This window comes from Streptomyces sp. NRRL WC-3605 (assembly GCF_001509795.1).
Taxonomy (GTDB): domain Bacteria; phylum Actinomycetota; class Actinomycetes; order Streptomycetales; family Streptomycetaceae; genus Streptomyces; species Streptomyces viridochromogenes.
The window spans coordinates 69,638-91,242 of the sequence record NZ_LLZN01000049.1; the positions used below are offsets into that span (position 1 = coordinate 69,638).

Here is a 21,605-nt window from a genome sequence, read left to right on the forward strand (position 1 = left end):
ACGAGAAGGACCCTCGTCATGCGAGCCACCACGATCCACGCCCCCTTCGACATGCGGGTCCAGGACGTGCCCGACGCCGCCGTGCAGGAGCCCACGGACGCCGTGGTCCGGGTGCTGCGCGCCTGCATCTGCGGCAGCGACCTGTGGGCCTACCGGGGCGAGTCGGCCCGCCGGCCGGGGCAGCGCATCGGCCACGAGTTCCTCGGCCTCGTCGAGGAGACCGGTTCCGAGGTGAGCGGGCTGCGGCGCGGCGACCTCGTCGTCGCCCCCTTCATGTGGTCCGACGGCGTCTGCGACTACTGCCGCGAGGGCCTCACCACCTCCTGCGAGCACGGCGGCTTCTGGGGCTCCGTCGGCTCCGACGGCGGCCAGGGCGAGGCCGTCCGGGTGCCGTTCGCCGACGCCACCCTCGTCCGGCTGCCCGGGGACGCGGCCTCCGACGACCGCCTGCTCTCGGCCCTGCTGACCCTCTCCGACGTCCTCGGCACCGGCCACCACGCCGCCCTGGGCGCGGGCGCCCGGCCGGGCGCCACGGTCGCCGTCGTCGGCGACGGCGCCGTCGGTCTGTGCGCGGTGCTCGCCGCCCGCCGGCTCGGCGCCGAACGGATCATCGCCCTCGGCCGGCACCCCGTCCGCACCGACATCGCCCGCCGCTTCGGCGCCACCGACGTCGTCGCCGAGCGCGGCGACGCGGCGGTCGAGGCCGTCCGCGAACTCACCCGCGGCCAGGGCGCGCACGCCGTCGTCGAGGCCGTCGGCACCGAGCAGTCCATGCGGACCGCCGTCGGCGTCACCCGCGACGGCGGCGCCATCGGGTTCGTCGGCGTGCCGCACGGCAGCGGCACCGGCCTCGACCTCAGTGTCATGTTCGACGGCAACATCGCCCTGCGCGGCGGTGTCGCCCCGGTGCGCACCTACATCCCGGAGCTGCTGCCCGACGTCCTGGACGGCACGATCGACCCGTCGCCCGTCTTCGACCTGACCGTCGGCCTGGACGGCGTCCCGGACGGCTACCGGGCGATGGACGAGCGCACCGCCCTGAAGGTCATGGTCACGCCCTGACGCTCACCAGCGGATCGGCACCGGCAGCGCCGTCAGCAGCCCCGACAGCGCGACCACCCCGGCCAGCGCGACGACCTCGGCACGCGCGGGCGTGCACGCCGTCAGCGGATCGGCGGCGCGGCGCAGCCGGATCCGGGCCCACAGCGCCAGCCCGGCGACGACGACCATCAGGATCACCTTCGCCAGCAGGGCCCGCCCGTAGGCCGTCTCCGTGAGCTGCGTCAGGATCGTCTCCGCCGGCATCCGGCGCAGCGAACTGCACACCCCGGTGGCCGTCAGGGCGACGAGCAGCGCGGCCGCCACGCGCGCGTACAGCCCGAGCAGGGCAGCGCCCGCATCCCCGGCACCCCGGCCGCGCAGCGTCCGCAGGACGTACAGCAGCCCACCCACCCACAGCGAGGCGCAGGTCAGATGGACCAGCGTCAGCGCGGAGCCGAGCAGCGGGTCGTACTCGGTGGTGGGGTGGGCGCGCAGCGCCTCGGCGACCACCAGCGCGCCCAGCGGCCACACCTGGGTGCCGGGCCGGCCCGACACCGCGCACAGCCCGGCCACCACGAACGCGTTGACCTCCAGGAGCGCGAGTTTGCCGTCACGCGTGGCGTAGAGCCCGCCCACGTCGAGGTCGGCGGGGCTGTGCGGCACCAGGTTCCCGGTGGAGACGACCGATGCCAGCCCGAGGGCCGCGACGAAACCCACGGCGGCGGCGTACGGCGCCCAGCTCCTCGGCAGGGCCGGCGGCGTCCCCGGCACCGACCGCACCAGCCGCCGTACGAACAGCTCGCCCAGCGGGGCGCACAGCGCCGCGAACAGCACCGTGCGCAGCAGCCCGATCCCGGCCGTGCCGGGCGCTGCCGCCTCCCCGGTGCCGTGCAGCGCGGCGGACGGCCCGAGCAGCGGGACGCCCGCGGCCGCGGCGACCAGGACCAGTACGGCGACGGCCCGGCCCACGCCGGGGCGGGGCCGGGGTCCGCCCCCCTCGGGTATGCCGGTCGAGGATCTCGTCAACGTCACCTCGAGATCTTCACAAAACATCGCAGAGGCGCACAAGCGCCGGAAAAGAACTGACGGAAGACCATTCCGCCGTTCCGTCCCCGGTGTTCACAGCCACCTGGCCGGATCGGCGCCCCACACCCCCGCAGGCCGCGCCCAGTCGCGCGGACCGCCCTCGAAGGAGAGCGGCGGCAGGGCGTACCGCAGCCGCCCCAGCGGGCTGTCCCGCTCGGCGAGCCAGGCGTCCGCGGAGTCGTACACCGTGTCCCCGGCCGGGCCCGGACCCAGCTCATGGGTCAGCCAGTGTGCCGTACGGGCCAGCGACAGGCTCAGGCGGGAGCCGTACCCGTCCTCGCCCCGGTCGGTCAGCGCCCGCAGCACGGCCGCCGCCAGCAGATAGCCCGTGCCGTGGTCGAGGGCCTGCGCCGGCAGGGCGCCCGGCCGCTCGGCCGACCCCTCGGTCACCGCGATCCCGGTGGCGACCTGGACGAGGCTGTCGAACCCGCGCCGCCCGCCCCAGGGGCCGTACGCGCCCCACGCCGACAGCTCCGCCACCACCAGTCCCGGCCAGCGCTCGGCCAGCGCCCGCGCCGACAGCCCGAGCCGGTCCAGGGCGCCGGGCCGGTACCCGGTGACGACCACGTCCGCCGCCGACAGCAGCTCCTCCAGGGCGCCCCGGTCCACCGCCGCGTCCAGCAGCGCCGAGCGTTTGCCGAAGCCCGTGTCGGTGTGCTGGTCGGCCAGTTCGGGAAGCCGCGGCGCGTCCAGGCGCAGGACGTCGGCGCCGAGCAGCGCGAGGGTGCGGGTCGCGACCGGTCCCGCGATGACCCGCGTCAGGTCCAGGACCCGCACCCCGGCGGCGGGCAGCAGGGGAGTGCCGTCGAGCGGCGGGAGGGCACGCGCGCGTGCCGGGGTCGTCCGCTCCCGTCCGACCAGCGGGCGCCGGGCCACCTCGGCCGCCTGCTCGTGCGCCGCCCACTCCGCCGGCGTGCGCAGCGCCACCGCGAGACCGCCGGCGGCGTACACGGCGTCCTCCACCTCGCGCGCGGGCCGCTCGGCGACGGCCGCGGCCACGGCGTCCGGGTCCTCCCCGGAGACGCCCAGCGCGGCCGTCAGAGCGGCCCGGTGGTGCGGATAGTTGGCGTGGGTGCGCACCCAGCCGTCGGCGGCCGGCCAGAACCTGGACAGCGGCGCGAACCAGACCGGCGCGCGCCCGTCGACCAGCAGATGCCGTTCGCTGACGAACGCCGTGGCGATCGCGCCGTCGTCCAGCCGTACGGCGGGCACCCCGGCGAGACCGGCCCGCCGGGCCCCCGCCTCCGCGGCGGCCAGGGCGCACGCGCCCACACAGGCGCGCGCCGCCTCCCGCACGGGAAGGCGCGCGGTGAGCGCGCCCTCCCGCACCACGGCCGTGACGCGTTCGAGCAGGGCGGCGTCGCCGCCCACCGCCGACCAGGCGGATTCCAGTGCGGTCATGACCGCACTATGCGCCATACGGCTCAGTCGACGGCGTCCAGGGCGTCGACGATGCCGGCTCCGTAGAAGCCGTTGAGCCGCTTGCCGCCCTCGCACAGCGCGTCCTGGGTGCCGTTGCCGTCCTGGTCGTACGACGCCGGGCAGCCCGGGTTGTCCGCCTGGGCCTTCAGCAGGGCCCTCAGCTGGGCCGGAGTCGCCTTCGGGTAGCGGGACTTCAGCAGTGCGGCGACGCCCGCGGTGTGCGGGGAGGCCATCGAGGTGCCCTGGAGGTAGCCGTAGCCGCCCTCCGGCAGCGTGGACAGGATGCGCCCGTTCTTCGACGGGGTGTCCGGCACCTGGTAGCGGCCGTCACCGCCGGGCGCGGCCACGTCGACGACCCGGTGGCCGTAGGACGAGTAGTACGACTTGAGGTTCTGGACGCCGGTCGCGCTGACCGTCACGACACCCGGCAGCTGCGTCGGGATGTCGAGGCACACCGACGGGTCGACGGTGCGCGGGCCCGGGGTGGTGTCGTTGGGGCTGGAGGTGTCCTCGATGGCGTCCGAGGCCAGGTCGTGGTTGCTGTTGCCCGCCGAGGCGACGTGCAGGGTGCCCTTGTGCTGGGCGTACAGCTGGGCGCGGTTCACCGCGTCCACGATGGCCCTCTGGTCCGGGTCGGCCTTGCAGTTGTACATCCACGGGTCGACGTAGTAGCTGTTGTTCGTGATCTCCACGCCGTGGTCGGCGGCGAACACGAAGGCGCAGACGACGTTCTCCGGGTAGAACAGCCCGCTGGCCGGGTCGCTCACCTTGATGCCGGCCACCTTGACGCCGGGCGCCACACCGGCCACGCCGACTCCGTTGCGGGCGGCGGCGATCTCACCGGCCACATGGGTGCCGTGGTAGTCCCCGCTGGTGTACGGCCGCCAGGCGCCCTCGCTGGTGTCCGCCTTGCCGCCGACGCAGTTGGCCGACTGGGAGGCGGAGAAGTTCGGGGCGAGGTCCGGGTGGGTGTCGTCGACGCCGGTGTCGATCACGGCGACGGTCACCTTGCGGCTGCCCGGGTTGATGAGCGCGGCCTTGTCGGCGCCGATCGCCCGCAGGTCCCACTGGTCCGCCTCCAGCGGCTCCGGGGTGCCCTCGGCGCCGCTCGTGGTCGTCTTGGCGGTGCCCGCGATCTTCGCGGCCTGCTGCTTCGTCAGGGGCTCGACCGGCCCCTCGTCCGTCGTGCCGGCGGCGGTCAGCGGCGCCGTACGGGTGGCTCCCGCGGACTGCACGCCGCGCACCGCCCGTATCGTGCGGGCGAATTCGGGATTCGCCGAGTGGACGACGATGACACCGATCCGGTCGTACGCGGCGACCACGGTGCCGTCCGCCGCCCGGATCGCCTTCTTCACGGACTCGATCGTGCGGTGGTCCGTCCTGGTGTTGACGACATACGCCAGGGAGGACGCGTCCGCGGCCTGAGCGGTGGGCTCCGCCTGCGGGGCCGCGGACGACGCCGTCGGCAGGAAGCCGAGCGTGGCGGTCAGCGAGAGGACCAGCGGGACCGCGAGGCCGAGACGGCGTCTGGACCGCAGATGAGTCATGGGATCTCCACATCATCCGGAACGGAACGGCCCGGGACACGGATGACGCCCGGGCAGGTACATGACGAGTGGTGCAGCCCGAAGCTATCCCCGAACTCCCTGGCCAGCAATCCGGACGCGGCATCTTCGGAAAGAAGCAGCGGGAGTTGAACCGGTCCTCACGCGGCGCCGTGACCTTGGGCAGGAGGCGCGAGCCCGGTCGTGCCCCCTTTTGGATCACTCGCCGTGGCCCTACCATCGCCAGCCGGTCACGTGATCCATGTCACTGCGAAAGACAGAGCCGTCATGTCCGAACCCACGCCGCCCCCGACGCCCGAACCGCCCCCGTCCACCGCCGCACCAGCGCCCGCAACGCGAGGAGACTCCGTGGCCACCGACGCACCGCCCCCCTCGAAAGAGACCCATCGGCTCCCCACCACCGAGGAGTTCACCGAGGTGCAGCAGAGTGCGGAGTTCGCCGAACTGCGCAGCTCCTACCGCTCCTTCGCCTTTCCGCTGACGGTCGCCTTCATCGTCTGGTACCTGCTGTACGTCCTGCTGTCCAACTACGCGGGCGGCTTCATGGGCACCAAGCTGGTCGGCAACATCAACGTCGCGTTCGTCTTCGGAATCGCCCAGTTCGTCACCACGTTCCTCATCGCCTGGTGGTACGCGCGGCACGCGAACGCCAAGCTCGACCCCAAGGCCGAGGCCATCAAGACACGTATGGAGGGCGGCGCATGAGCCCCGCGATGACCCTCGCGGCCAACGAGGCCAGCGAGCACCGGACGCTGATCATCACCCTGTTCGCGCTCTTCGTGGTCGCGACCCTCTTCATCACCGTCTGGGCCGGCCGCCAGACCAAGGACGCCGCCGACTTCTACGCCGGCGGCCGGTCGTTCAGCGCCTTCCAGAACGGCCTCGCCGTCTCCGGCGACTACATGTCCGCCGCGTCCTTCCTCGGCATCGCCGGCGCCATCGCGATCTTCGGCTACGACGGCTTCCTCTACTCCATCGGCTTCCTGGTGGCCTGGCTGGTCGCGCTGCTCCTGGTGGCGGAGCCGCTCAGGAACTCCGGCCGCTACACGATGGGTGACGTGCTCGCGTACCGGATGCGCCAGCGGCCCGTCCGCACCGCCGCCGGCACCTCCACGATCGTCGTGTCGATCTTCTACCTGCTGGCGCAGATGGCCGGCGCCGGCGTGCTGGTCTCGCTGCTGCTCGGCATCACCTCCGACGCGGGCAAGATCCTCATCGTCGCCCTCGTCGGCCTGCTGATGATCGTCTACGTCTCCATCGGCGGCATGAAGGGCACGACCTGGGTCCAGATGGTGAAGGCCGTGCTGCTCATCGGCGGCACCATCCTGATCACCTTCCTGGTGCTGCTGAAGTTCGACTTCAACATCTCCGACCTGCTGGGCAAGGCCGCCGACAACAGCGGCAAGGGCGCCGCCTTCCTGGAGCCCGGCCTGCAGTACGGCGCCAACGGCACCTCCAAGCTGGACTTCCTCTCCCTGGGCATCGCCCTGGTCCTCGGCACCGCGGGTCTGCCGCACATCCTGATCCGCTTCTACACGGTGCCCAACGCCAAGGCCGCCCGTAAGTCCGTGAACTGGGCCATCGGCATCATCGGCGTCTTCTACCTGATGACCATCGCCCTCGGCTTCGGCGCGGCCGCGCTGATCTCCCAGGACGAGATCATCGCGTCCAACCCGTCCGGCAACACGGCGGCCCCGCTGCTCGCGCTGCATCTGGGCGGCGTCGACTCGGCCTGGGGTGCCATCCTGCTCGCCACCATCTCGGCGGTCGCCTTCGCGACGATCCTCGCGGTGGTCGCCGGCCTCACCCTGGCGTCGTCCTCGTCGTTCGCGCACGACATCTACGCGAACGTCATCAAGAAGGGCACCGCCACGGAGAAGGAGGAGGTCAGGGCCGCCCGCCTCGCCACCATCGGCATCGGCGCCGTCTCCATCCTGCTCGGCGCCCTGGCCCGCGACCTCAACGTCGCCGGCCTGGTCGCCCTGGCCTTCGCGGTCGCGGCCTCCGCCAACCTCCCGACGATCCTCTACAGCCTGTTCTGGAAGAGGTTCACCACCCAGGGCGCCCTGTGGTCGATCTACGGCGGTCTGATCGTCGCCGTCGGCCTGGTGCTCTTCTCACCCGTCGTCTCCGGCGACCCGAAGGCGATGTTCCCGGACGTCGACTTCGCCTGGTTCCCGCTGAAGAACCCCGGCATCATCTCCATCCCGTTCGGCTTCCTGATGGGCTGGCTCGGCACGATCCTCTCCAAGGAGGAACCGGACGCCGGCAAGTACGCGGAACTGGAAGTCCGCTCCCTGACGGGCACGGGCGCCCACTGATCCTGTTCCCCCTGGGCGGCCACGTCGCATGATGTGCGGCGTGGCCGCTCGGCGTGCCGGAGATGAGTGGAAGCAGGGAAGCCGTGAGTTCAGGACATGCCCTGGGGGCGGGTGAGTGGCGGGCCCTGGCGGCAGCCGAGCAGGACCGTCTGGTGGGTCCGGGACGACGACGGCAGTCCGATTCCGGTCTCGAGTTCCGGGCGGCCCACCTTCCCCTACTGGTCGTCGGAGGCCCGCGCGCAGCGCGCCGCCCAGCTGTGGGGGCCCGCGTTCCGGGCTGTCCCGATGCCGCTCGACCACTGGCGGGGCGCCGCCCTGCCGGATCTCGCCGAGGACGACCTGAGGGTGGGGATCAACTGGAGCGGGCCGCGCCTGACCGGATGGGACTTCACCGTCGCCGACGTGGTCGACCGGCTCGCGCACGCCCTCGCCGAGCCGCCGTACGACGGGTAGCGGCCCGCCGTCCGGCACCGCCTCGTACGTCCCTACCACCCGCCCCGTCCCACGTCGTGGGATCGGACCCGTGTCACTGTCCGTGCGGTCACGTAGGCTCGCAGGAGACGGACGTACGTCGAGAACTGGTCATGACCAGGAGGGGGCCCACGTGCTCATCGACACCTACGGCCGGGTGGCCACCGACCTGAGGGTCTCGCTGACCGACCGCTGCAATCTGCGGTGCACGTACTGCATGCCCGAGGAGGGCCTGCAGTGGCTGGCCAAGCCCGATCTGCTGACCGACGACGAGATCGTGCGGCTCATCGACATCGCCGTCACCTCGCTCGGCATAGAGGAGGTCCGCTTCACCGGCGGTGAGCCCCTCCTGCGCCCCGGACTCGTCGGCATCGTGGAGCGGGTCGCCGCCCTGGACGCCCGCCCCCGGATGTCCCTGACGACGAACGGCATCGGTCTCAAGCGCACCGCCCCCGCCCTGAAGGCCGCCGGTCTCGACCGGGTCAACGTCTCCCTCGACACCCTGCGCCCCGACGTCTTCAAGACCCTCACCCGCCGGGACCGCCACAAGGACGTCCTGGAGGGCCTGTACGCCGCCCGCGAGGCCGGCCTCACCCCGGTCAAGGTCAACTCCGTGCTGATGCCGGGCCTGAACGACGACGAGGCCCCCGACCTGCTCGCCTGGGCCGTCGAGCACGACTACGAGCTGCGCTTCATCGAGCAGATGCCCCTGGACGCCCAGCATGGCTGGAAGCGCGACGGCATGATCACCGCCGGGGACATCCTCACCTCCCTGCGCACCCGCTTCGAGCTGACCGAGGAGGGCGCGGAGAAGCGGGGCTCGGCCCCCGCCGAGCGGTGGATCGTGGACGGCGGGCCGCACGTCGTCGGCGTGATCGCCTCCGTCACCCGCCCCTTCTGCTCGGCCTGCGACCGCACCCGCCTCACCGCCGACGGCCAGGTCCGCACCTGCCTCTTCGCCCGCGAGGAGACCGACCTGCGCGCGGCCCTGCGCTCCGGGGCGCCGGACGAGGAGATCGCCCGGATCTGGCGGCTGGCGATGTGGGGCAAGAAGGCGGGCGCGGGCCTCGACGACCCGTCGTTCGTGCAGCCGGACCGGCCGATGTCCGCCATCGGGGGATAGGGGCCCTCGGGCGTCCGGGCAGAGGCCCAGGCGCGGACAGGGGCGCAGGCGCGGACCGGGGCTCAGGCCCCCCGCGCCTCCCACTCCTCCAGCGGCACGACGTCCTTCAGGAACCCCCGCACCCCGAGGAACTGCGACAGATGCTCGCGATGCTCCTCGCACGCCAGCCACGTCTTGCGCCGCTCCGGCGCGTGGATCTTCGGGTTGTTCCACGCGAGCACCCACAGGGCGTCGGCACGGCAGCCCTTGGCGGAACAGACAGGGGTCTCGAAGGTCTCGTCACTCACGATTTCGTCTCACCGATTTGCGCACAAAAAGGCGACGCCGAGCAGCCACGGGGGGAGCTGCCCGGCGTCGGTCCGTCGCTCCGACGGGGGATGCGGAGCGCCTACGAAGTATGTCACGGGTAACCCGCCGCCCGGCACCTGAACAACAGTATCGATCTGAGGTTTTACTGAGGTTGGCGCACCCCGGTCTTCCGGAGTGCAACGCTCCGCGACATCACGTCCGGTCGCGCGGTTCGCTTTGTCCGCCGGGCCCAGCGGCGCCCGCCACATCTTCCGGAGACGGTTCCGCGAAACCGTCATTCGTCCGCGACGGATCGATCATGGGACGCGTCGGCATGGCCACGAAGGTCGACGGGAGCGACGGCGCGTTCTCCCGTCCCGCGTTGGCGATCACCACGGCGATGTACGGCAGGACCAGCCCGAGCACCAACGCCACGATGGCGACGTGCCGTTCGACGTTCCACAGCGACGCCGCGAGGATCACCGACAGGGTGCGGACCGACATGGAGATGACATAGCGGCGTTGGCGACCGCGCACGTCCTCCTGCAGCCCGGTCCGGGCTCCGGTGATCCGGAACACCTCGGCGTTGCCGCCCGCATGCAGCTTCCGCATCAGATTCCACCATCCGCCCGCATCGGACCCTCCCCCTGCTCTCACACGTCCACCGCCGGTCGGGGGGCCGGACCGGGACAACTCCCACCGTACGCCTCGCCTGCGCCGCCTACGAGACCGGGTCTCCCGGTGCCCGGACCGGACGGTCTGCGTCCTCACACGTACGGTCGTGCCCGGCATGCGGCGTACCCCGACCGGCCCAAGACTGGCCGTACTGCTCCACCCGAGCCGTACAAGGAGGCAGCCATGGGCTGGTTGTGGGCGATCATCGTGGGATTCGTGCTGGGCCTGCTGGCCAAGGCACTGATCCCGGGCAAGCAGCACAGCCCGCTCTGGCTGACCACGATCTTCGGCATCCTCGGCGCGATCGTCGGCAACTCCGTGGCCCGGGCGTTCGGCGTCGAGTCGACGCGCGGCATCGACTGGAGCCGGCACATCTTCCAGATCGTCGCCGCGGTGATCATCGTGTACGTGGGCGACATGCTCTACATGGCGACGCTGGGCAAACGCAAAGGCAGAGAGCGGGCCTGAGACCCGACACGACGAGGGGCCCCCGCGGAAACGGAGGCCCCTCGTCGCAGTAACTCGTCGCTCAGACGCCCGTGACCTCGACCGCCGCCAGGTTCTTCTTGCCGCGCCGCAGCACCAGCCACCGCCCGTGCAGCAGGTCCTCCTTCGCGGGGACCGCGTCCTCGCCGGCCACCTTCACGTTGTTCACGTAGGCGCCGCCCTCCTTCACGGTGCGCCGCGCGGCCGACTTGCTGGCCACCAGACCCACCTCGGCGAACAGGTCGACCACCGGGCCGAGCTGCTCGACCTGGATGTGCGGCACCTCGGAGAGCGCCGCCGCCAGCGTCCGGTCGTCCAGGTCCGCCAGCTCGCCCTGACCGAAGAGCGCCTTCGACGCGGCGATCACGGCGGCCGTCTGGTCTGCACCGTGCACCAGCGTCGTCAGCTCCTCGGCCAGCGCACGCTGCGCCGCCCGGGCCTGCGGCCGCTCCTCGGTCTGCCGCTCCAGCTCCTCCAGCTCCTCACGGGACCGGAAGGACAGGATGCGCAGGTACGTGGAGACGTCCCGGTCGTCCGCGTTCAGCCAGAACTGGTAGAACGCGTACGGCGTCGTCATCTCCGGGTCGAGCCAGATGGCGCCGCCCTCGGTCTTGCCGAACTTGGTGCCGTCCGCCTTGGTCATCAGCGGTGTCGCCAGCGCGTGGACCTGCGCGTGCGGCTCCAGCCGGTGGATCAGGTCCAGGCCCGCCGTGAGGTTGCCCCACTGGTCGCTGCCGCCCTGCTGGAGCGTGCAGCCGTACCGCCGGTACAGCTCCAGGAAGTCCATGCCCTGCAGCAGCTGGTAGGAGAACTCCGTGTAGCTGATGCCCTCCTCCGACTGGAGCCGGCGGGCGACCGAGTCCTTGGTGAGCATCTTGTTGACGCGGAAGTGCTTGCCGATGTCCCGCAGGAACTCGATGGCGGACAGGCCGGCCGTCCAGTCCAGGTTGTTCACCATCGTCGCCGCGTTGTCCCCCTCGAAGGAGAGGAACGGCTCGATCTGGGCGCGCAGCCGGTTCACCCAGTTCGCGACGGTCTGCGGGTCGTTCAGCGTGCGCTCGGCCGTCGGGCGGGGGTCGCCGATCTGGCCGGTGGCGCCCCCGACGAGCGCCAGCGGGCGCAGGCCCGCCTGCTGGAGTCGGCGCATCGTGAGCACCTGGACGAGGTGGCCGACGTGCAGGCTGGCCGCGGTCGGGTCGAAGCCGCAATAGAACGTGACGGGACCGTCCGCGAGCGCCTTGCGCAAGGCGTCCTCGTCGGTGGACAGGGCGATCACGCCGCGCCACTTCAGCTCGTCGACGATGTCCGTCACGGTTCTCGTGTCTCCTTGATGGTCTCGGGCAGTCGAGTGACAGCCGCCTACGAGGTTATACGCCCTGACTGACAGAGCTCATGTTGAAGTCGGGGACGCGCAGCGCCGGCATGGCCGCCCTGGTGAACCAGTCGCTCCACTCCCTGGGCAGGGTCTTCTCGGTGCGGCCCGCCTCGGTGGCGCGGCCCAGCAGATCCACCGGCGACTCGTTGAACCGGAAGTTGTTGACCTCGCCCGCCACCTCGCCGTTCTCGACCAGGTACACGCCGTCCCGGGTCAGGCCGGTCAGCAGCAGCGTCGCCGGGTCGACCTCGCGGATGTACCACAGGCAGGTCAGCAGCAGACCGCGCTCGGTGTTCGCGACCATCTCCTCCAGCGAGCGGTCCTCGCCGCCGTCGAGGATCAGGTTGTCGATGCCCGGCGCGACCGGCAGCCCGGTCAGCCCGGCGCTGTGCCGGCTGGTCGTGAGGTTCCGCAGCTCGCCCCGGTGCATCCAGTCGGTCGCGGTCAGCGGCAGCCCGTTGTCGAACACGGACTGGTCCCCGCCCGAGGAGTGGGCGATCACGAAGGGCGCGGACTCCAGGCCCGGCTCGTTCGGGTCGCTGCGCAGGCTCAGCGGCAGCTCCGTCAGCCGCTCGCCCACGCGCGTACGGCCGCCGGGCTGGGAGAAGACCGTACGGCCCTCCACCGCGTCCCGCCCCGACGCCGACCACAGCTGGTAGATCAGCAGGTCGGCCACGGCCGTCGGCGGCAGCAGCGTCTCGTACCGGCCCGCCGGCAGCTCCAGGCGCCGCTCGGCCCAGCCCAGGCGCACCGCGAGTTCGGCGTCCATGGCGGTGGGGTCGACGTCCTTGAAGTCACGGGTGGAGCGGCCCGCCCACGCCGAGCGGGTACGGTCCGGCGACTTGGCGTTCACCTCCAGCGTGCCGTTCGGCTGGTCGTGCCGCAGCCGCAGCCCGGTGGAGGTGCCCAGGTACGTCGACACGAGCTCGTGGTTGGCGAAGCCGTACAGCTCCCGGCCGCCCGCACGCGCGCGTGCGAACGCCTCGCCGAGCGCCGGGGCGAAGTCGGCGAACACGGTGGACGACGTCTCCGCCGGCGCGTCGGTGAAGTCCGGCGACGCCGGTACGTCCGTCACCAGCGGCTGCGCGTCCTCGGCGGGGCCCGCGGCGCGCGCGGCGGCCTCGGCGGCCCGCACCAGCGGCTCCAGCTCGTCCACGGTCACCGCGGCCCGGGAGACGACACCGGAGGCGGTGCCCTCCTTGCCGTCGACGGTCGCGACGACGGTGAGCGTGCGCCCGCGCGTGACGCCGTTCGTGGTGAGGGCGTTGCCGGCCCAGCGCAGGTTCGCCGTGGACTGCTCGTCGGCGATCACGACACAGCCGTCCGCCCGGGACAGCTCCAGGGCCCGCTCGACGATCTCGTGCGGCTTGTGGGTACGGGCGCTCATCGGCCGGCCTCCTGCGTGGTGTTCAGAATGTTGACGCCCTTGAAGAGGGCCGACGGGCAGCCGTGCGACACCGCCGCGACCTGCCCGGGCTGGGCCTTGCCGCAGTTGAAGGCGCCGCCGAGGACATAGGTCTGGGGGCCGCCGACGGCCGCCATGGAGCCCCAGAAGTCCGTGGTGGTCGCCTGGTAGGCGACGTCCCGCAGCTGCCCGGTGATCCGGCCGTTCTCGATCCGGAAGAAGCGCTGCCCGGTGAACTGGAAGTTGTAGCGCTGCATGTCGATCGACCAGGACCGGTCGCCGACCACGTAGATCCCGCGGTCCACGCTGCCGATCAGGTCCTCCGTCGACATCCCCGCCGGATCGGGCTGGAGCGACACGTTGGCCATGCGCTGCACCGGCACCCGGCCGGGGGAGTCGGCGAACGCGCACCCGTTGGAGCGCTCGAACCCGGTGAGCTTCGCGATGCGCCGGTCCAGCTGGTAGCCGACCAGGGTGCCGTTGCGCACCAGGTCCCAGGACTGGCCGGCGACGCCCTCGTCGTCGTACCCGATGGTCGCGAGGCCGTGCTCGGCGGTGCGGTCACCGGTGACGTTCATCAGATCGGAGCCGTACCGCAGCTTGCCGAGCTGGTCGAAGGTGGCGAAGGAGGTGCCGGCGTAGGCGGCCTCGTAGCCGAGGGCGCGGTCCAGCTCGGTGGCGTGCCCGATGGACTCGTGGATGGTCAGCCACAGGTTCGACGGATCGACGACGAGGTTGTACGACCCGGCCTCCACGCTCGGCGCGCGCATCTTCTCGGCGAGCAGCTCGGGGATCTGCGCCAGCTCGGACTCCCAGTCCCAGCCGGTGCCGGTCAGGTACTCCCAGCCACGTCCGACGGGCGGCGCGATGGTGCGCATGGAGTCGAACTCGCCGCTGGACTCGTCCACCGAGACGGCCGTCAGCTGCGGGTGCAGCCGTACGCGCTGCTGGGTGGTGACGGTGCCGGCCGTGTCGGCGTAGAACTTGTTCTCGTGGACGGTGAGCAGCGAGGCGTCCACGTGGTTGACGCCGTTCGCCGCGAGCAGCCGCCCGCTCCACTCGGCGAGCAGCCCCGACTTCTCCTCGTCGGGCACGGTGAACGGATCGATCTCGTACGACGAGACCCAGGTCTTCTCGCTGTGCACCGGCTCGTCGGCGAGCTCCACCCGCTCCTCGGAGCCGGCCGCCTTGATCACCTGCGCGGACAGCTTCGCCATCGCCACGGCCTGCGAGGCGACCTTGGCGGCGGCGTCCAGGCTGAGGTCGACACCGGACGCGAAGCCCCAGGTGCCGCCGTGCACGACCCGCACCGCGTACCCGAGGTCGGTGGTGTCGGACGACCCGGCGAGCCGGGCGTCCCGCAGCCGCCACGAGGCGCTGCGCACCCGCTCGAACCGGAAGTCCGCGTGCTCGGCGCCCAGCGCACGCGCGCGTGCCAGGGCCGCGTCGGCCAACGCGCGGAGCGGAAGCGCCGTGAAGGCTTCGTCGATGGTATGGGGCACGGGGGTCTCCCTGCTGTCGTGACCTGTCGGCACCGATCATGTCGCGCGGGCGGCGCCCGGGACCACACGTTTGCGGCTCGACCCGGCGACTTTCTGTAGAGACCCGACAGTGACTCACCCGAGCCACTGTCGGTGCCCGAATGTCGTCCGCGCAGGCACGACCGATAGGTTTTCGGAGAAGCCGCCTGTCATCCAGCTGTCCGGGCGGATCTGTCAGACCCCTATCGAAAGGGTGATCCGTTGAGCCGCTCGGTTCTCGTCACCGGAGGCAACCGGGGCATCGGCCTCGCCATCGCCCGCATGTTCGCCGAAGCCGGCGACAAGGTCGCCATCACATACCGCTCGGGTGAGCCGCCGGCCGCCCTGACGGACCTCGGCTGCCTCGCCGTCAGGTGCGACATCACCGACACCGAGCAGGTGGAGCAGGCCTACAAGGAGATCGAGGACGCGCACGGGCCCGTCGAGGTGCTCGTCGCCAACGCCGGCATCACCAAGGACCAGCTCCTGATGCGGATGTCCGAGGAGGACTTCACCTCGGTCGTCGACACCAACCTCACGGGCACCTTCCGGGTCGTCAAGCGCGCCAACCGCGGCATGCTGCGCGCCAAGAAGGGCCGCGTCGTGCTGATCTCCTCGGTCGTCGGCCTCCTCGGCGGTCCCGGCCAGGCCAACTACGCCGCCTCCAAGGCCGGCCTGGTCGGCTTCGCGCGCTCCCTCGCCCGTGAGCTGGGCTCGCGCAGCATCACCTTCAACGTCGTCGCGCCCGGCTTCGTCGACACCGACATGACCAAGGTGCTCACCGACGAGCAGCGCGCGAACATCGTGTCGCAGGTCCCGCTCGGCCGTTACGCGCAGCCGGAGGAGATCGCCGCGACGGTGCGGTTCCTCGCCTCGGACGACGCCTCGTACATCACTGGAGCCGTCATCCCCGTTGACGGCGGACTGGGAATGGGTCACTGATCACCATGAGCGGAATTCTCGAGGGCAAGCGCGTCCTGATCACCGGTGTGCTGATGGAGTCCTCCATCGCCTTCCACGCCGCCAAGCTGGCCCAGGAGCAGGGCGCCGAGATCATCCTCACCGCGTTCCCGCGGCCCACGCTGACCGAGCGCATCGCCAGGAAGCTCCCCAAGCCCACCAAGGTCATCGAGCTCGACGTCACCAACGACGAGCACCTGGGCCGCCTGGCCGACCTCGTCGGCGAGGAGCTCGGCGGCCTCGACGGCGTCGTGCACTCCATCGGCTTCGCCCCGCAGGACGCCCTCGGCGGCAACTTCCTGAACACGCCGTTCGAGTCGGTCGCCACCGCCATGCACGTCTCCGCGTACTCGCTGAAGTCGCTGACGATGGCCTGCATGCCGCTGATGCAGAACGGCGGCTCGGTCGTCGGCCTGACATTCGACGCGCAGTACGCCTGGCCGCAGTACGACTGGATGGGCCCCGCCAAGGCCGCCCTGGAGGCCACCAGCCGCTACATGGCCCGTGACCTGGGCAAGCAGAACATCCGCTGCAACCTGATCTCCGCGGGCCCGATCGGCTCCATGGCCGCCAAGTCCATCCCGGGCTTCGGCGAGCTGGCCTCCGTGTGGGACACCCGCTCCCCGCTGGAGTGGGACCTGAAGGACCCGGAGCCGGCCGGCCGCGGCATCGTCGCCCTGCTGAGCGACTGGTTCCCGAAGACCACGGGCGAGATCATCCACGTGGACGGCGGCCTGCACGCCATCGGCGCCTGATCCTCCGGCAGTCCCCGACGCCCCGTTCCCCCGCCGCGCGCGGGGGGCGGGGCGTCACCCGTTCGGCCCACCCGGCCGGGCGGGGGAGACCGGCCGGCGGGCACCCTGGAGTACGCGTTCACCACGCGAACCCCTCACCCGCAACGGCCGAGGAGGTCCCCTTGTGCGCTTGTCCCGCCGCTTGGCCTCAACGACCGTCGCCGTCGCTCTCGTGCTTCCCCTGTCGTACGGGTCGGCGGCCCACGCCCACACACGTGTGCCGGCCGGCACGGAGCCGTTCGGTGCCGAGTGCCGCATACGGGTCACCGGTTCCGAGGTGACCGCGTCGTGCCACAACCCCTATCCGAGGACGGACCGCGTGAGTCTGCACGTGGAGTGCGCCCGCTGGTGGGACCTCGACGCCGACGGCCGTCCGGTACGGGCCGAGCCCGCGCAGACCGTCCGTCTGGCCGGCCGCTGCTGGAAAGAGGTGGACTCGGCCTGGATCAGTCACCGCCGGGACCGCTGAGGCGCCCCGGCCGGCACAGGAACGGATAGCTCGCCGCCTCGGCCGCGGCTGCCTCGGCGTCGCCCGTGCGGATCGCGTCCACGAGCCGGGCGTGGTCCATGTGCGTCTCCGGGGTCAGCCGCGGTCCGATGTCGTCGCGCAGCCAGTCCCGCAGCACCTCGCCGAGGTCCGCGTACATCGCGCTCATGACGTCGTTGTGGGAGGCCGCCACGACCGCGAGGTGGAAGGTGGCGTCGGCCGTCACGAAGGCCTCCGCGTCGCCCGACTCCCACGCCTTCTCGCGCCGCACCAGCAGCGCGTCCAGCTGCTTGAGGTCCTTCTCGGTACGCCGCTCGGCGGCCAGCTTCGCCGCGGACGACTCCAGCGTGGAGCGCAGCTCCGCGATGTGCCGGGGGTCGGCGCCGGCGAAGCGGCGGTGCATCACTCCGGCCAGCTCGCTGGTCGCCGCCACATAGGTGCCGGAGCCCTGGCGGATGTCCAGCAGCCCGTTGTGCGCGAGCGCCCGGACCGCCTCACGGACGGTGTTGCGGGCGACCCCCAGCTGCTCGACGAGTTCCGGCTCGGTCGGGATGCGGGAGCCGACCGGCCATTCGCCCGAGGTGATCTGGTTGCGCAGGGCCTGGATGACCTGCTCGGACAGGGCCGAGCGGCGGGGGTGGCTCAGGGGCATGACACACCTTCGCACGACAGGGGCGGGACCGGTGAGCCCCAGGGTGGACAACCAATCATCCCATGATTCTATGATGGCTCCCATGGCACGCGAGGAGAATCGGGCGACGACGTCCACACGGATACGCACCCCCGAGACCCCCACCCCGGCGAAGCCTGCCCCGCGCGCGTGGACGACCCGTCTGCTCATCGCCGGCATCGTCCTCACCGCGCTCAACCTGCGCCCCGCCATCACCAGCCTCGGCGCACTCCTCGAAGAGGTCCGTGACGCGCTCGGCATGAGCGGCAGCGTCGCCGGGCTGCTGACCTCCGTGCCCCCGCTCTGCTTCGCCGTCTTCGGCGTCACCGCCCCCCGCCTGGCCCGCCGCTTCGGCCCCGGCGCCGTGGTCTGCGCCGGCATGGTCGCCATCACCGCCGGCCTGCTCATCCGGCCCTACGCCGGCGGCACCGCCGGCTTCCTGGCCGCCAGCGCCCTCACCCTCATGGGCATCGCCGTCAGCAACGTCCTGATGCCCGTCATCGTCAAGCGCTGGTTCCCCGACCGGGTCGGCTCCATGACCGGCCTGTACTCCATGGCCCTCGCCCTCGGCACCGCCTCCGCCGCCGCCGTCACCGTCCCCATGACCGAGGCGCTCGGCGGCAGTTGGCAGATCGGCCTCGCCGTCTGGGGAGCCCTCGGCGCGGCTGCCGTCCTGCCCTGGCTGCCCTTCGTACGGGACCGGGGCACCGCGCCCGCCGAGGACCCGCACGCGCGCGTGGACGCCCCCCGGCTGCGCGTCACCCGCAGCCGCACCGCCTGGGCCCTCGCCGTCTACTTCGGCCTCCAGGCCACCGGCGCCTACATCACCATGGGCTGGATGGCGCAGATCTTCCGGGACTCCGGCGTGCACGCCGGCACGGCCGGGCTGCTGCTCGCCGTCACCATGGTCATGGGCGTGCCCCTCGCCTTCGTCATCCCGCGCCTGGCCACCCGCCTGCCCCACCAGGGCCCCATCGTGCTCGCGCTGGGTGCCTGCGGCCTCGCCGGCTACGCCGGCCTGTACCTCGCGCCCGCCGGCGGCTCCTGGCTCTGGGCCCTGCTGCTCGGCATCTCGAACTGCTCGTTCCCGCTGGCCCTGACCATGGTCGGCATGCGCGCCAGGACCAGCGCGGGCGTGGCCCAGCTCTCCGGCTTCGCCCAGAGCACCGGCTATCTGATCTCCATCCCCGGGCCGCTCCTCGTGGGCGTCCTCTACCAGCACAGCGGCGGCTGGGGCCTGCCCATCGCCCTGATGGCGGGCCTCATGATCCCGCAGATGGCCGTGGGCGTCCTCGCCGGACGCGACCGTACGGTGGAGGCCGAGGCGACGCGCTGAGCGCACCCCCGCCGGGGGCGGGGGAGCAGAGGGTGCGAGACTGGCCGTATGCCCGTGCTCGACCCGAACCCCCAGAACGGCCAGAAGAAGCTGCTGCTGGTCCTCGGCGCGTTCCTCGCCATCTTCGTGATCATCGGAATCATCGCGACGATCGCCTCCCCCTGACCCGGCCGCCCCGCCGAACCCCACCCGCCCCCTCGGCACCTCCGGGGGTGGGGGTAGCCCCCCTGTCCCCTAGGGGGTGAGTGTCAGGGTCAACTGGGTGGATCACCGGATGGGTTGGCGGCCCCGCGCTCCGTACCTTCGAGATGTGCCCGCCCGAAGGCGGCCACGGAGGACCGAGGACCCACGGAGGCAGCATGTCGGCCCCTACGCACACCCCGCCCCGACCGGCGGCCACGGGCCGTGCCGACACCCGGCTGCCCTGGTGGGCCCTGGCCCTGCCGACGCTCGCCTTCGTGACGCTCCTGCTGCTCATCCTGAACCCGTCCGAGGCGCAGGCCGCCCAGGCCGAGCCCGGCATCAGCCTGCTCCTCGAGCGCGTCCAGCAGCTGGTCACCCGCTGAGCACCACCCGAGGCGCCCGGTCAACTCCCTGCGCCCCGTGGCCTGTTTCATGCGAAGCTGGATCTCATGAGCGTCGCAGAACCCCGCAGGATTGTGATCTTCCGGCATGCGAAAGCCGACTGGCCCCAGGTGACGGACCACGAGCGTCCCCTCGCCGAGCGGGGCCGCCTGGACGCGGCCGAGGCCGGGCGCAGGCTGGCGGACACCGCCATCCCGTTCGACCTGGCCCTGTGCTCCACCGCGGTCCGCACCCGTGAGACCTGGAAACTCGCCGTCCACGAGTTCGAGCACCGGCCGAAAACGGTCTACGAGGAGCGGATCTACGAGGCCTCGCCCGGCGAGCTGATCGCCGTGCTCAACGAGACCCCCGACGACGCGCAGAACCTCCTGCTGATCGGCCACAACCCCGGCGTCCAGGGCCTCACCGAGGTCCTCGCGGGCTCCGCCGAGGGCGACGCCCGCGACCGGATGAACCGCCGCGGCTTCCCGGCCGCCGCCTACGCGGTCCTCACCTTCACCGGCACCTGGAAGGCCCTGGAGCCGGGCGTCGCCACCCTGGTCGACTACTGGGCGCCCTCCGAGTGACCGACGCGCACGCGAAGGGCCCGGCGCCGTCACGGCGCCGGGCCCTCGTACGTCCGGCCCCCTCCAGCTGCCCGGCCCGCGTCACGGACACGGGCGCGGGGCGTCACTCCCCGTCGACGATGTCCGCCGCCTCGACCTCTTCGCGGGTGACGCCCAGCAGATACAGGACGGTGTCCAGGAAGGGCACGTTCACCGCCGTGTGCGCGGCCTCGCGGACCACCGGCTTGGCGTTGAAGGCGACACCGAGCCCGGCCGCGTTCAGCATGTCCAGGTCGTTGGCGCCGTCACCGATCGCCACCGTCTGTGCCAGGGGGACACCGGCCTCGGCCGCGAAGCGGCGCAGCAGCCGGGCCTTGCCCGCGCGGTCCACGATCTCGCCCGTGACGCGGCCCGTGAGCCGGCCGTCGACGATCTCCAGCGTGTTCGCCTGGGCGAAGTCCAGCCCGAGGCGCTCCTTCAGGTCGTCGGTGACCTGCGTGAACCCACCCGACACCACGCCCACTTGGTAGCCGAGCCGCTTCAGGGTCCGGATCAGCGTGCGCGCGCCCGGCGTCAGCCGCACCTCGCTGCGCACCTTGTCCACCACCGAGGCGTCCAGCCCCTTCAGCAGCGCCACGCGCGCGTGCAGCGACTGCTCGAAGTCCAGCTCCCCGCGCATCGCGGCCGCCGTGACCTCGGCGACCTCGTCCTCGCAGCCGGCGTGCGCCGCGAACAGCTCGATGACCTCGTCCTGGATGAGCGTCGAGTCGACGTCCATGACCACCAGGCGCTGGGCACGGCGGTGCAGGCCCGCCGCGACGACGGCGATGTCCACGCCGAGGGCCGCCGCGTCCGGCGCGAGAGCGGTGCGCAGCGGTTCCGTAGCGGCCCCGGAGACGGCGAACTCCACCGCCGTCACCGGGTACTTGGCGAGCCGGAAGATGCGGTCGATGTTGGCGCCGGACCCGGTGATCCGGGAGGCGATCGCGGCCGTCGCCTCCGCGGTGAGCGGGTGCCCGAGCACGGTCACCAGGGAGCGTCCGACGCCGCGCGGACGGTTGTCGCCCAGGCCGGAGATGATCTCCGCCTGCATCTTCATCGACTCCGCCCAGCTGTGGACGGTCGCCCGCAGATCCCCCTCGAGCCCGGCCGGCGGCTCGGTCACGAGCGCGCACAGGGTGATCCGGCCACGGGTGACGACCTGCTCGATGTCGACCACGTCGACCGCGTAGGCCGCCAGCGTGTCGAAGAGTCCGGCCGTGATGCCCGGCCTGTCCTTCCCGAAGATCTTGACGAGAAGGGTGGGGAGGTCTGGGGTCTGCGAAGCGCTCATGGTGCCTCCACCGTATCCGGCACTCCGTGCCGAGCGCCCCCGAGGTCCGCCTGACGGACACCGGACTCTCCGTGACACGCGGAGGACGCGATCCCGGCGCCCCGCCCCCGGGCGGCC

The 21,605-nt window shown here is 72.0% G+C and carries 23 protein-coding genes; 13 read left to right on the forward strand and 10 right to left on the reverse strand.

Annotated features, from left to right (window positions below):
- The first annotated feature begins 18 nt into the window (after window positions 1-18).
- A complete protein-coding gene (locus tag ADL34_RS13490; RefSeq protein ID WP_062671315.1) occupies window positions 19-1,062 on the forward strand; it encodes a zinc-dependent alcohol dehydrogenase family protein in 1,044 nt (347 codons plus the stop codon).
- A 3-nt stretch (window positions 1,063-1,065) separates the two neighbouring features.
- Here ADL34_RS13490 and ADL34_RS13495 read toward each other — a convergent pair whose 3' ends face one another.
- The 3 genes from ADL34_RS13495 to ADL34_RS13505 form a co-directional block, all read right to left on the reverse strand.
- Entirely contained in the window at window positions 1,066-2,073 is a 1,008-nt protein-coding gene (locus ADL34_RS13495) for a CopD family protein (RefSeq protein WP_062671317.1), read from the reverse strand.
- Between the two features lie 87 nt (window positions 2,074-2,160).
- Window positions 2,161-3,528 (reverse strand): CoA transferase, encoded by a 1,368-nt coding sequence (locus tag ADL34_RS13500; RefSeq protein WP_062671319.1) that lies wholly within the window; start codon window positions 3,526-3,528, stop codon window positions 2,161-2,163.
- Window positions 3,529-3,551: 23 nt separating this feature from the next.
- A complete protein-coding gene (locus ADL34_RS13505; RefSeq protein WP_062671321.1) occupies window positions 3,552-5,096 on the reverse strand; it encodes a S8 family peptidase in 1,545 nt (514 codons plus the stop codon).
- A 366-nt stretch (window positions 5,097-5,462) separates the two neighbouring features.
- On the opposite strand from ADL34_RS13505, the gene ADL34_RS13510 reads away from it, so the two are divergent.
- The 4 genes from ADL34_RS13510 to moaA all read left to right on the forward strand — a co-directional run bounded on the left by ADL34_RS13510 (window position 5,463) and on the right by moaA (window position 9,029).
- Complete coding sequence (locus ADL34_RS13510; RefSeq protein WP_062671323.1) at window positions 5,463-5,819, forward strand: DUF485 domain-containing protein; 357 nt, start codon at window positions 5,463-5,465, stop codon at window positions 5,817-5,819.
- The gene (locus ADL34_RS13515) at window positions 5,816-7,435 is read left to right on the forward strand and encodes a cation acetate symporter (RefSeq protein WP_062671325.1); all 1,620 of its coding nucleotides are present in this window, start codon (window positions 5,816-5,818) and stop codon (window positions 7,433-7,435) included. Before ADL34_RS13510 ends, ADL34_RS13515 begins: the two co-directional genes overlap by 4 nt.
- Before the next feature lie 111 nt (window positions 7,436-7,546).
- The gene (locus tag ADL34_RS13520; protein ID WP_234375007.1) at window positions 7,547-7,888 is read left to right on the forward strand and encodes a DUF2750 domain-containing protein; all 342 of its coding nucleotides are present in this window, start codon (window positions 7,547-7,549) and stop codon (window positions 7,886-7,888) included.
- 151 nt (window positions 7,889-8,039) lie between these two features.
- A complete protein-coding gene (moaA, locus tag ADL34_RS13525) occupies window positions 8,040-9,029 on the forward strand; it encodes a GTP 3',8-cyclase MoaA (protein ID WP_062671328.1) in 990 nt (329 codons plus the stop codon).
- Between the two features lie 62 nt (window positions 9,030-9,091).
- Here moaA and ADL34_RS13530 read toward each other — a convergent pair whose 3' ends face one another.
- Both ADL34_RS13530 and ADL34_RS13535 read right to left on the reverse strand, forming a co-directional pair.
- Window positions 9,092-9,316 (reverse strand): hypothetical protein, encoded by a 225-nt coding sequence (locus ADL34_RS13530; protein WP_062671330.1) that lies wholly within the window; start codon window positions 9,314-9,316, stop codon window positions 9,092-9,094.
- 214 nt (window positions 9,317-9,530) lie between these two features.
- Window positions 9,531-9,929, reverse strand: coding sequence for a DUF3099 domain-containing protein (locus ADL34_RS13535; protein WP_062671332.1), 399 nt, complete (start codon window positions 9,927-9,929; stop codon window positions 9,531-9,533).
- 246 nt (window positions 9,930-10,175) lie between these two features.
- Between ADL34_RS13535 and ADL34_RS13540 the strand changes: the two genes are divergently transcribed.
- On the forward strand, window positions 10,176-10,460 hold the full coding sequence (locus tag ADL34_RS13540) for a GlsB/YeaQ/YmgE family stress response membrane protein (protein WP_062671333.1): 285 nt from the start codon (window positions 10,176-10,178) through the stop codon (window positions 10,458-10,460).
- A gap of 61 nt (window positions 10,461-10,521) precedes the next feature.
- On the opposite strand, the gene tyrS is transcribed toward ADL34_RS13540, so the two are convergent.
- From tyrS to ADL34_RS13555, 3 genes are read right to left on the reverse strand one after another with little or no spacing between them, the layout of a single operon-like run.
- Window positions 10,522-11,790: a tyrosine--tRNA ligase gene (tyrS, locus tag ADL34_RS13545; RefSeq protein ID WP_062671335.1), complete on the reverse strand. Its 1,269-nt coding sequence runs from the start codon at window positions 11,788-11,790 to the stop codon at window positions 10,522-10,524.
- A 55-nt stretch (window positions 11,791-11,845) separates the two neighbouring features.
- A complete protein-coding gene (locus ADL34_RS13550) occupies window positions 11,846-13,240 on the reverse strand; it encodes a metallopeptidase TldD-related protein (RefSeq protein ID WP_062671337.1) in 1,395 nt (464 codons plus the stop codon).
- Window positions 13,237-14,760: a TldD/PmbA family protein gene (locus ADL34_RS13555; protein ID WP_062671339.1), complete on the reverse strand. Its 1,524-nt coding sequence runs from the start codon at window positions 14,758-14,760 to the stop codon at window positions 13,237-13,239. The genes ADL34_RS13550 and ADL34_RS13555 overlap by 4 nt, the downstream gene beginning before the upstream one ends.
- A gap of 240 nt (window positions 14,761-15,000) precedes the next feature.
- Here ADL34_RS13555 and fabG point away from each other — a divergent pair, with 240 nt between their 5' ends.
- The 3 genes from fabG (at window position 15,001) to ADL34_RS13570 (ending at window position 17,001) form a co-directional block, all read left to right on the forward strand.
- Entirely contained in the window at window positions 15,001-15,720 is a 720-nt protein-coding gene (gene fabG, locus ADL34_RS13560; protein WP_062671341.1) for a 3-oxoacyl-[acyl-carrier-protein] reductase, read from the forward strand.
- 5 nt (window positions 15,721-15,725) lie between these two features.
- Entirely contained in the window at window positions 15,726-16,493 is a 768-nt protein-coding gene (gene fabI, locus ADL34_RS13565; RefSeq protein ID WP_062671343.1) for an enoyl-ACP reductase FabI, read from the forward strand.
- Window positions 16,494-16,656: 163 nt separating this feature from the next.
- Entirely contained in the window at window positions 16,657-17,001 is a 345-nt protein-coding gene (locus ADL34_RS13570; RefSeq protein ID WP_062671345.1) for a hypothetical protein, read from the forward strand.
- Here ADL34_RS13570 and ADL34_RS13575 read toward each other — a convergent pair.
- Complete coding sequence (locus ADL34_RS13575; protein WP_062671347.1) at window positions 16,979-17,671, reverse strand: FadR/GntR family transcriptional regulator; 693 nt, start codon at window positions 17,669-17,671, stop codon at window positions 16,979-16,981. The two genes, ADL34_RS13570 and ADL34_RS13575, sit on opposite strands and share 23 nt — an antisense overlap.
- Window positions 17,672-17,741: 70 nt before the next feature.
- On the opposite strand from ADL34_RS13575, the gene ADL34_RS13580 reads away from it, so the two are divergent.
- From ADL34_RS13580 to ADL34_RS13590, 4 genes are all read left to right on the forward strand, one after another.
- Window positions 17,742-19,025: a CynX/NimT family MFS transporter gene (locus ADL34_RS13580; RefSeq protein WP_107115704.1), complete on the forward strand. Its 1,284-nt coding sequence runs from the start codon at window positions 17,742-17,744 to the stop codon at window positions 19,023-19,025.
- Between the two features lie 48 nt (window positions 19,026-19,073).
- Entirely contained in the window at window positions 19,074-19,190 is a 117-nt protein-coding gene (locus tag ADL34_RS37020) for an SGM_5486 family transporter-associated protein (protein WP_086872398.1), read from the forward strand.
- Between the two features lie 194 nt (window positions 19,191-19,384).
- Window positions 19,385-19,591: a hypothetical protein gene (locus ADL34_RS13585; protein ID WP_062671351.1), complete on the forward strand. Its 207-nt coding sequence runs from the start codon at window positions 19,385-19,387 to the stop codon at window positions 19,589-19,591.
- Window positions 19,592-19,657: 66 nt separating this feature from the next.
- Window positions 19,658-20,176 (forward strand): SixA phosphatase family protein, encoded by a 519-nt coding sequence (locus ADL34_RS13590; RefSeq protein ID WP_062671353.1) that lies wholly within the window; start codon window positions 19,658-19,660, stop codon window positions 20,174-20,176.
- A gap of 103 nt (window positions 20,177-20,279) precedes the next feature.
- Here ADL34_RS13590 and serB read toward each other — a convergent pair whose 3' ends face one another.
- Window positions 20,280-21,488: a phosphoserine phosphatase SerB gene (serB, locus tag ADL34_RS13595; protein WP_062671355.1), complete on the reverse strand. Its 1,209-nt coding sequence runs from the start codon at window positions 21,486-21,488 to the stop codon at window positions 20,280-20,282.
- Window positions 21,489-21,605: the final 117 nt, after the last annotated feature.

Excerpts from the sequence above, each read along its gene's own strand:
- ADL34_RS13535 (WP_062671332.1), bottom strand. The coding sequence starts at position 9,929 with ATGCGGAAGCTGCATGCGGGCGGCAACGCCGAGGTGTTCCGGATCACC.
- ADL34_RS13590 (WP_062671353.1), top strand. The coding sequence starts at position 19,658 with ATGAGCGTCGCAGAACCCCGCAGGATTGTGATCTTCCGGCATGCGAAA.
- fabI (WP_062671343.1), top strand. The coding sequence starts at position 15,726 with ATGAGCGGAATTCTCGAGGGCAAGCGCGTCCTGATCACCGGTGTGCTG.
- ADL34_RS13550 (WP_062671337.1), bottom strand. The coding sequence starts at position 13,240 with ATGAGCGCCCGTACCCACAAGCCGCACGAGATCGTCGAGCGGGCCCTG.
- ADL34_RS13505 (WP_062671321.1), bottom strand. The coding sequence starts at position 5,096 with ATGACTCATCTGCGGTCCAGACGCCGTCTCGGCCTCGCGGTCCCGCTG.
- ADL34_RS37020 (WP_086872398.1), top strand. The coding sequence starts at position 19,074 with ATGCCCGTGCTCGACCCGAACCCCCAGAACGGCCAGAAGAAGCTGCTG.
- ADL34_RS13580 (WP_107115704.1), top strand. The coding sequence starts at position 17,742 with ATGATGGCTCCCATGGCACGCGAGGAGAATCGGGCGACGACGTCCACA.
- ADL34_RS13500 (WP_062671319.1), bottom strand. The coding sequence starts at position 3,528 with ATGACCGCACTGGAATCCGCCTGGTCGGCGGTGGGCGGCGACGCCGCC.
- ADL34_RS13540 (WP_062671333.1), top strand. The coding sequence starts at position 10,176 with ATGGGCTGGTTGTGGGCGATCATCGTGGGATTCGTGCTGGGCCTGCTG.
- ADL34_RS13515 (WP_062671325.1), top strand. The coding sequence starts at position 5,816 with ATGAGCCCCGCGATGACCCTCGCGGCCAACGAGGCCAGCGAGCACCGG.
- serB (WP_062671355.1), bottom strand. The coding sequence starts at position 21,488 with ATGAGCGCTTCGCAGACCCCAGACCTCCCCACCCTTCTCGTCAAGATC.
- ADL34_RS13490 (WP_062671315.1), top strand. The coding sequence starts at position 19 with ATGCGAGCCACCACGATCCACGCCCCCTTCGACATGCGGGTCCAGGAC.
- ADL34_RS13585 (WP_062671351.1), top strand. The coding sequence starts at position 19,385 with ATGTCGGCCCCTACGCACACCCCGCCCCGACCGGCGGCCACGGGCCGT.
- ADL34_RS13575 (WP_062671347.1), bottom strand. The coding sequence starts at position 17,671 with ATGCCCCTGAGCCACCCCCGCCGCTCGGCCCTGTCCGAGCAGGTCATC.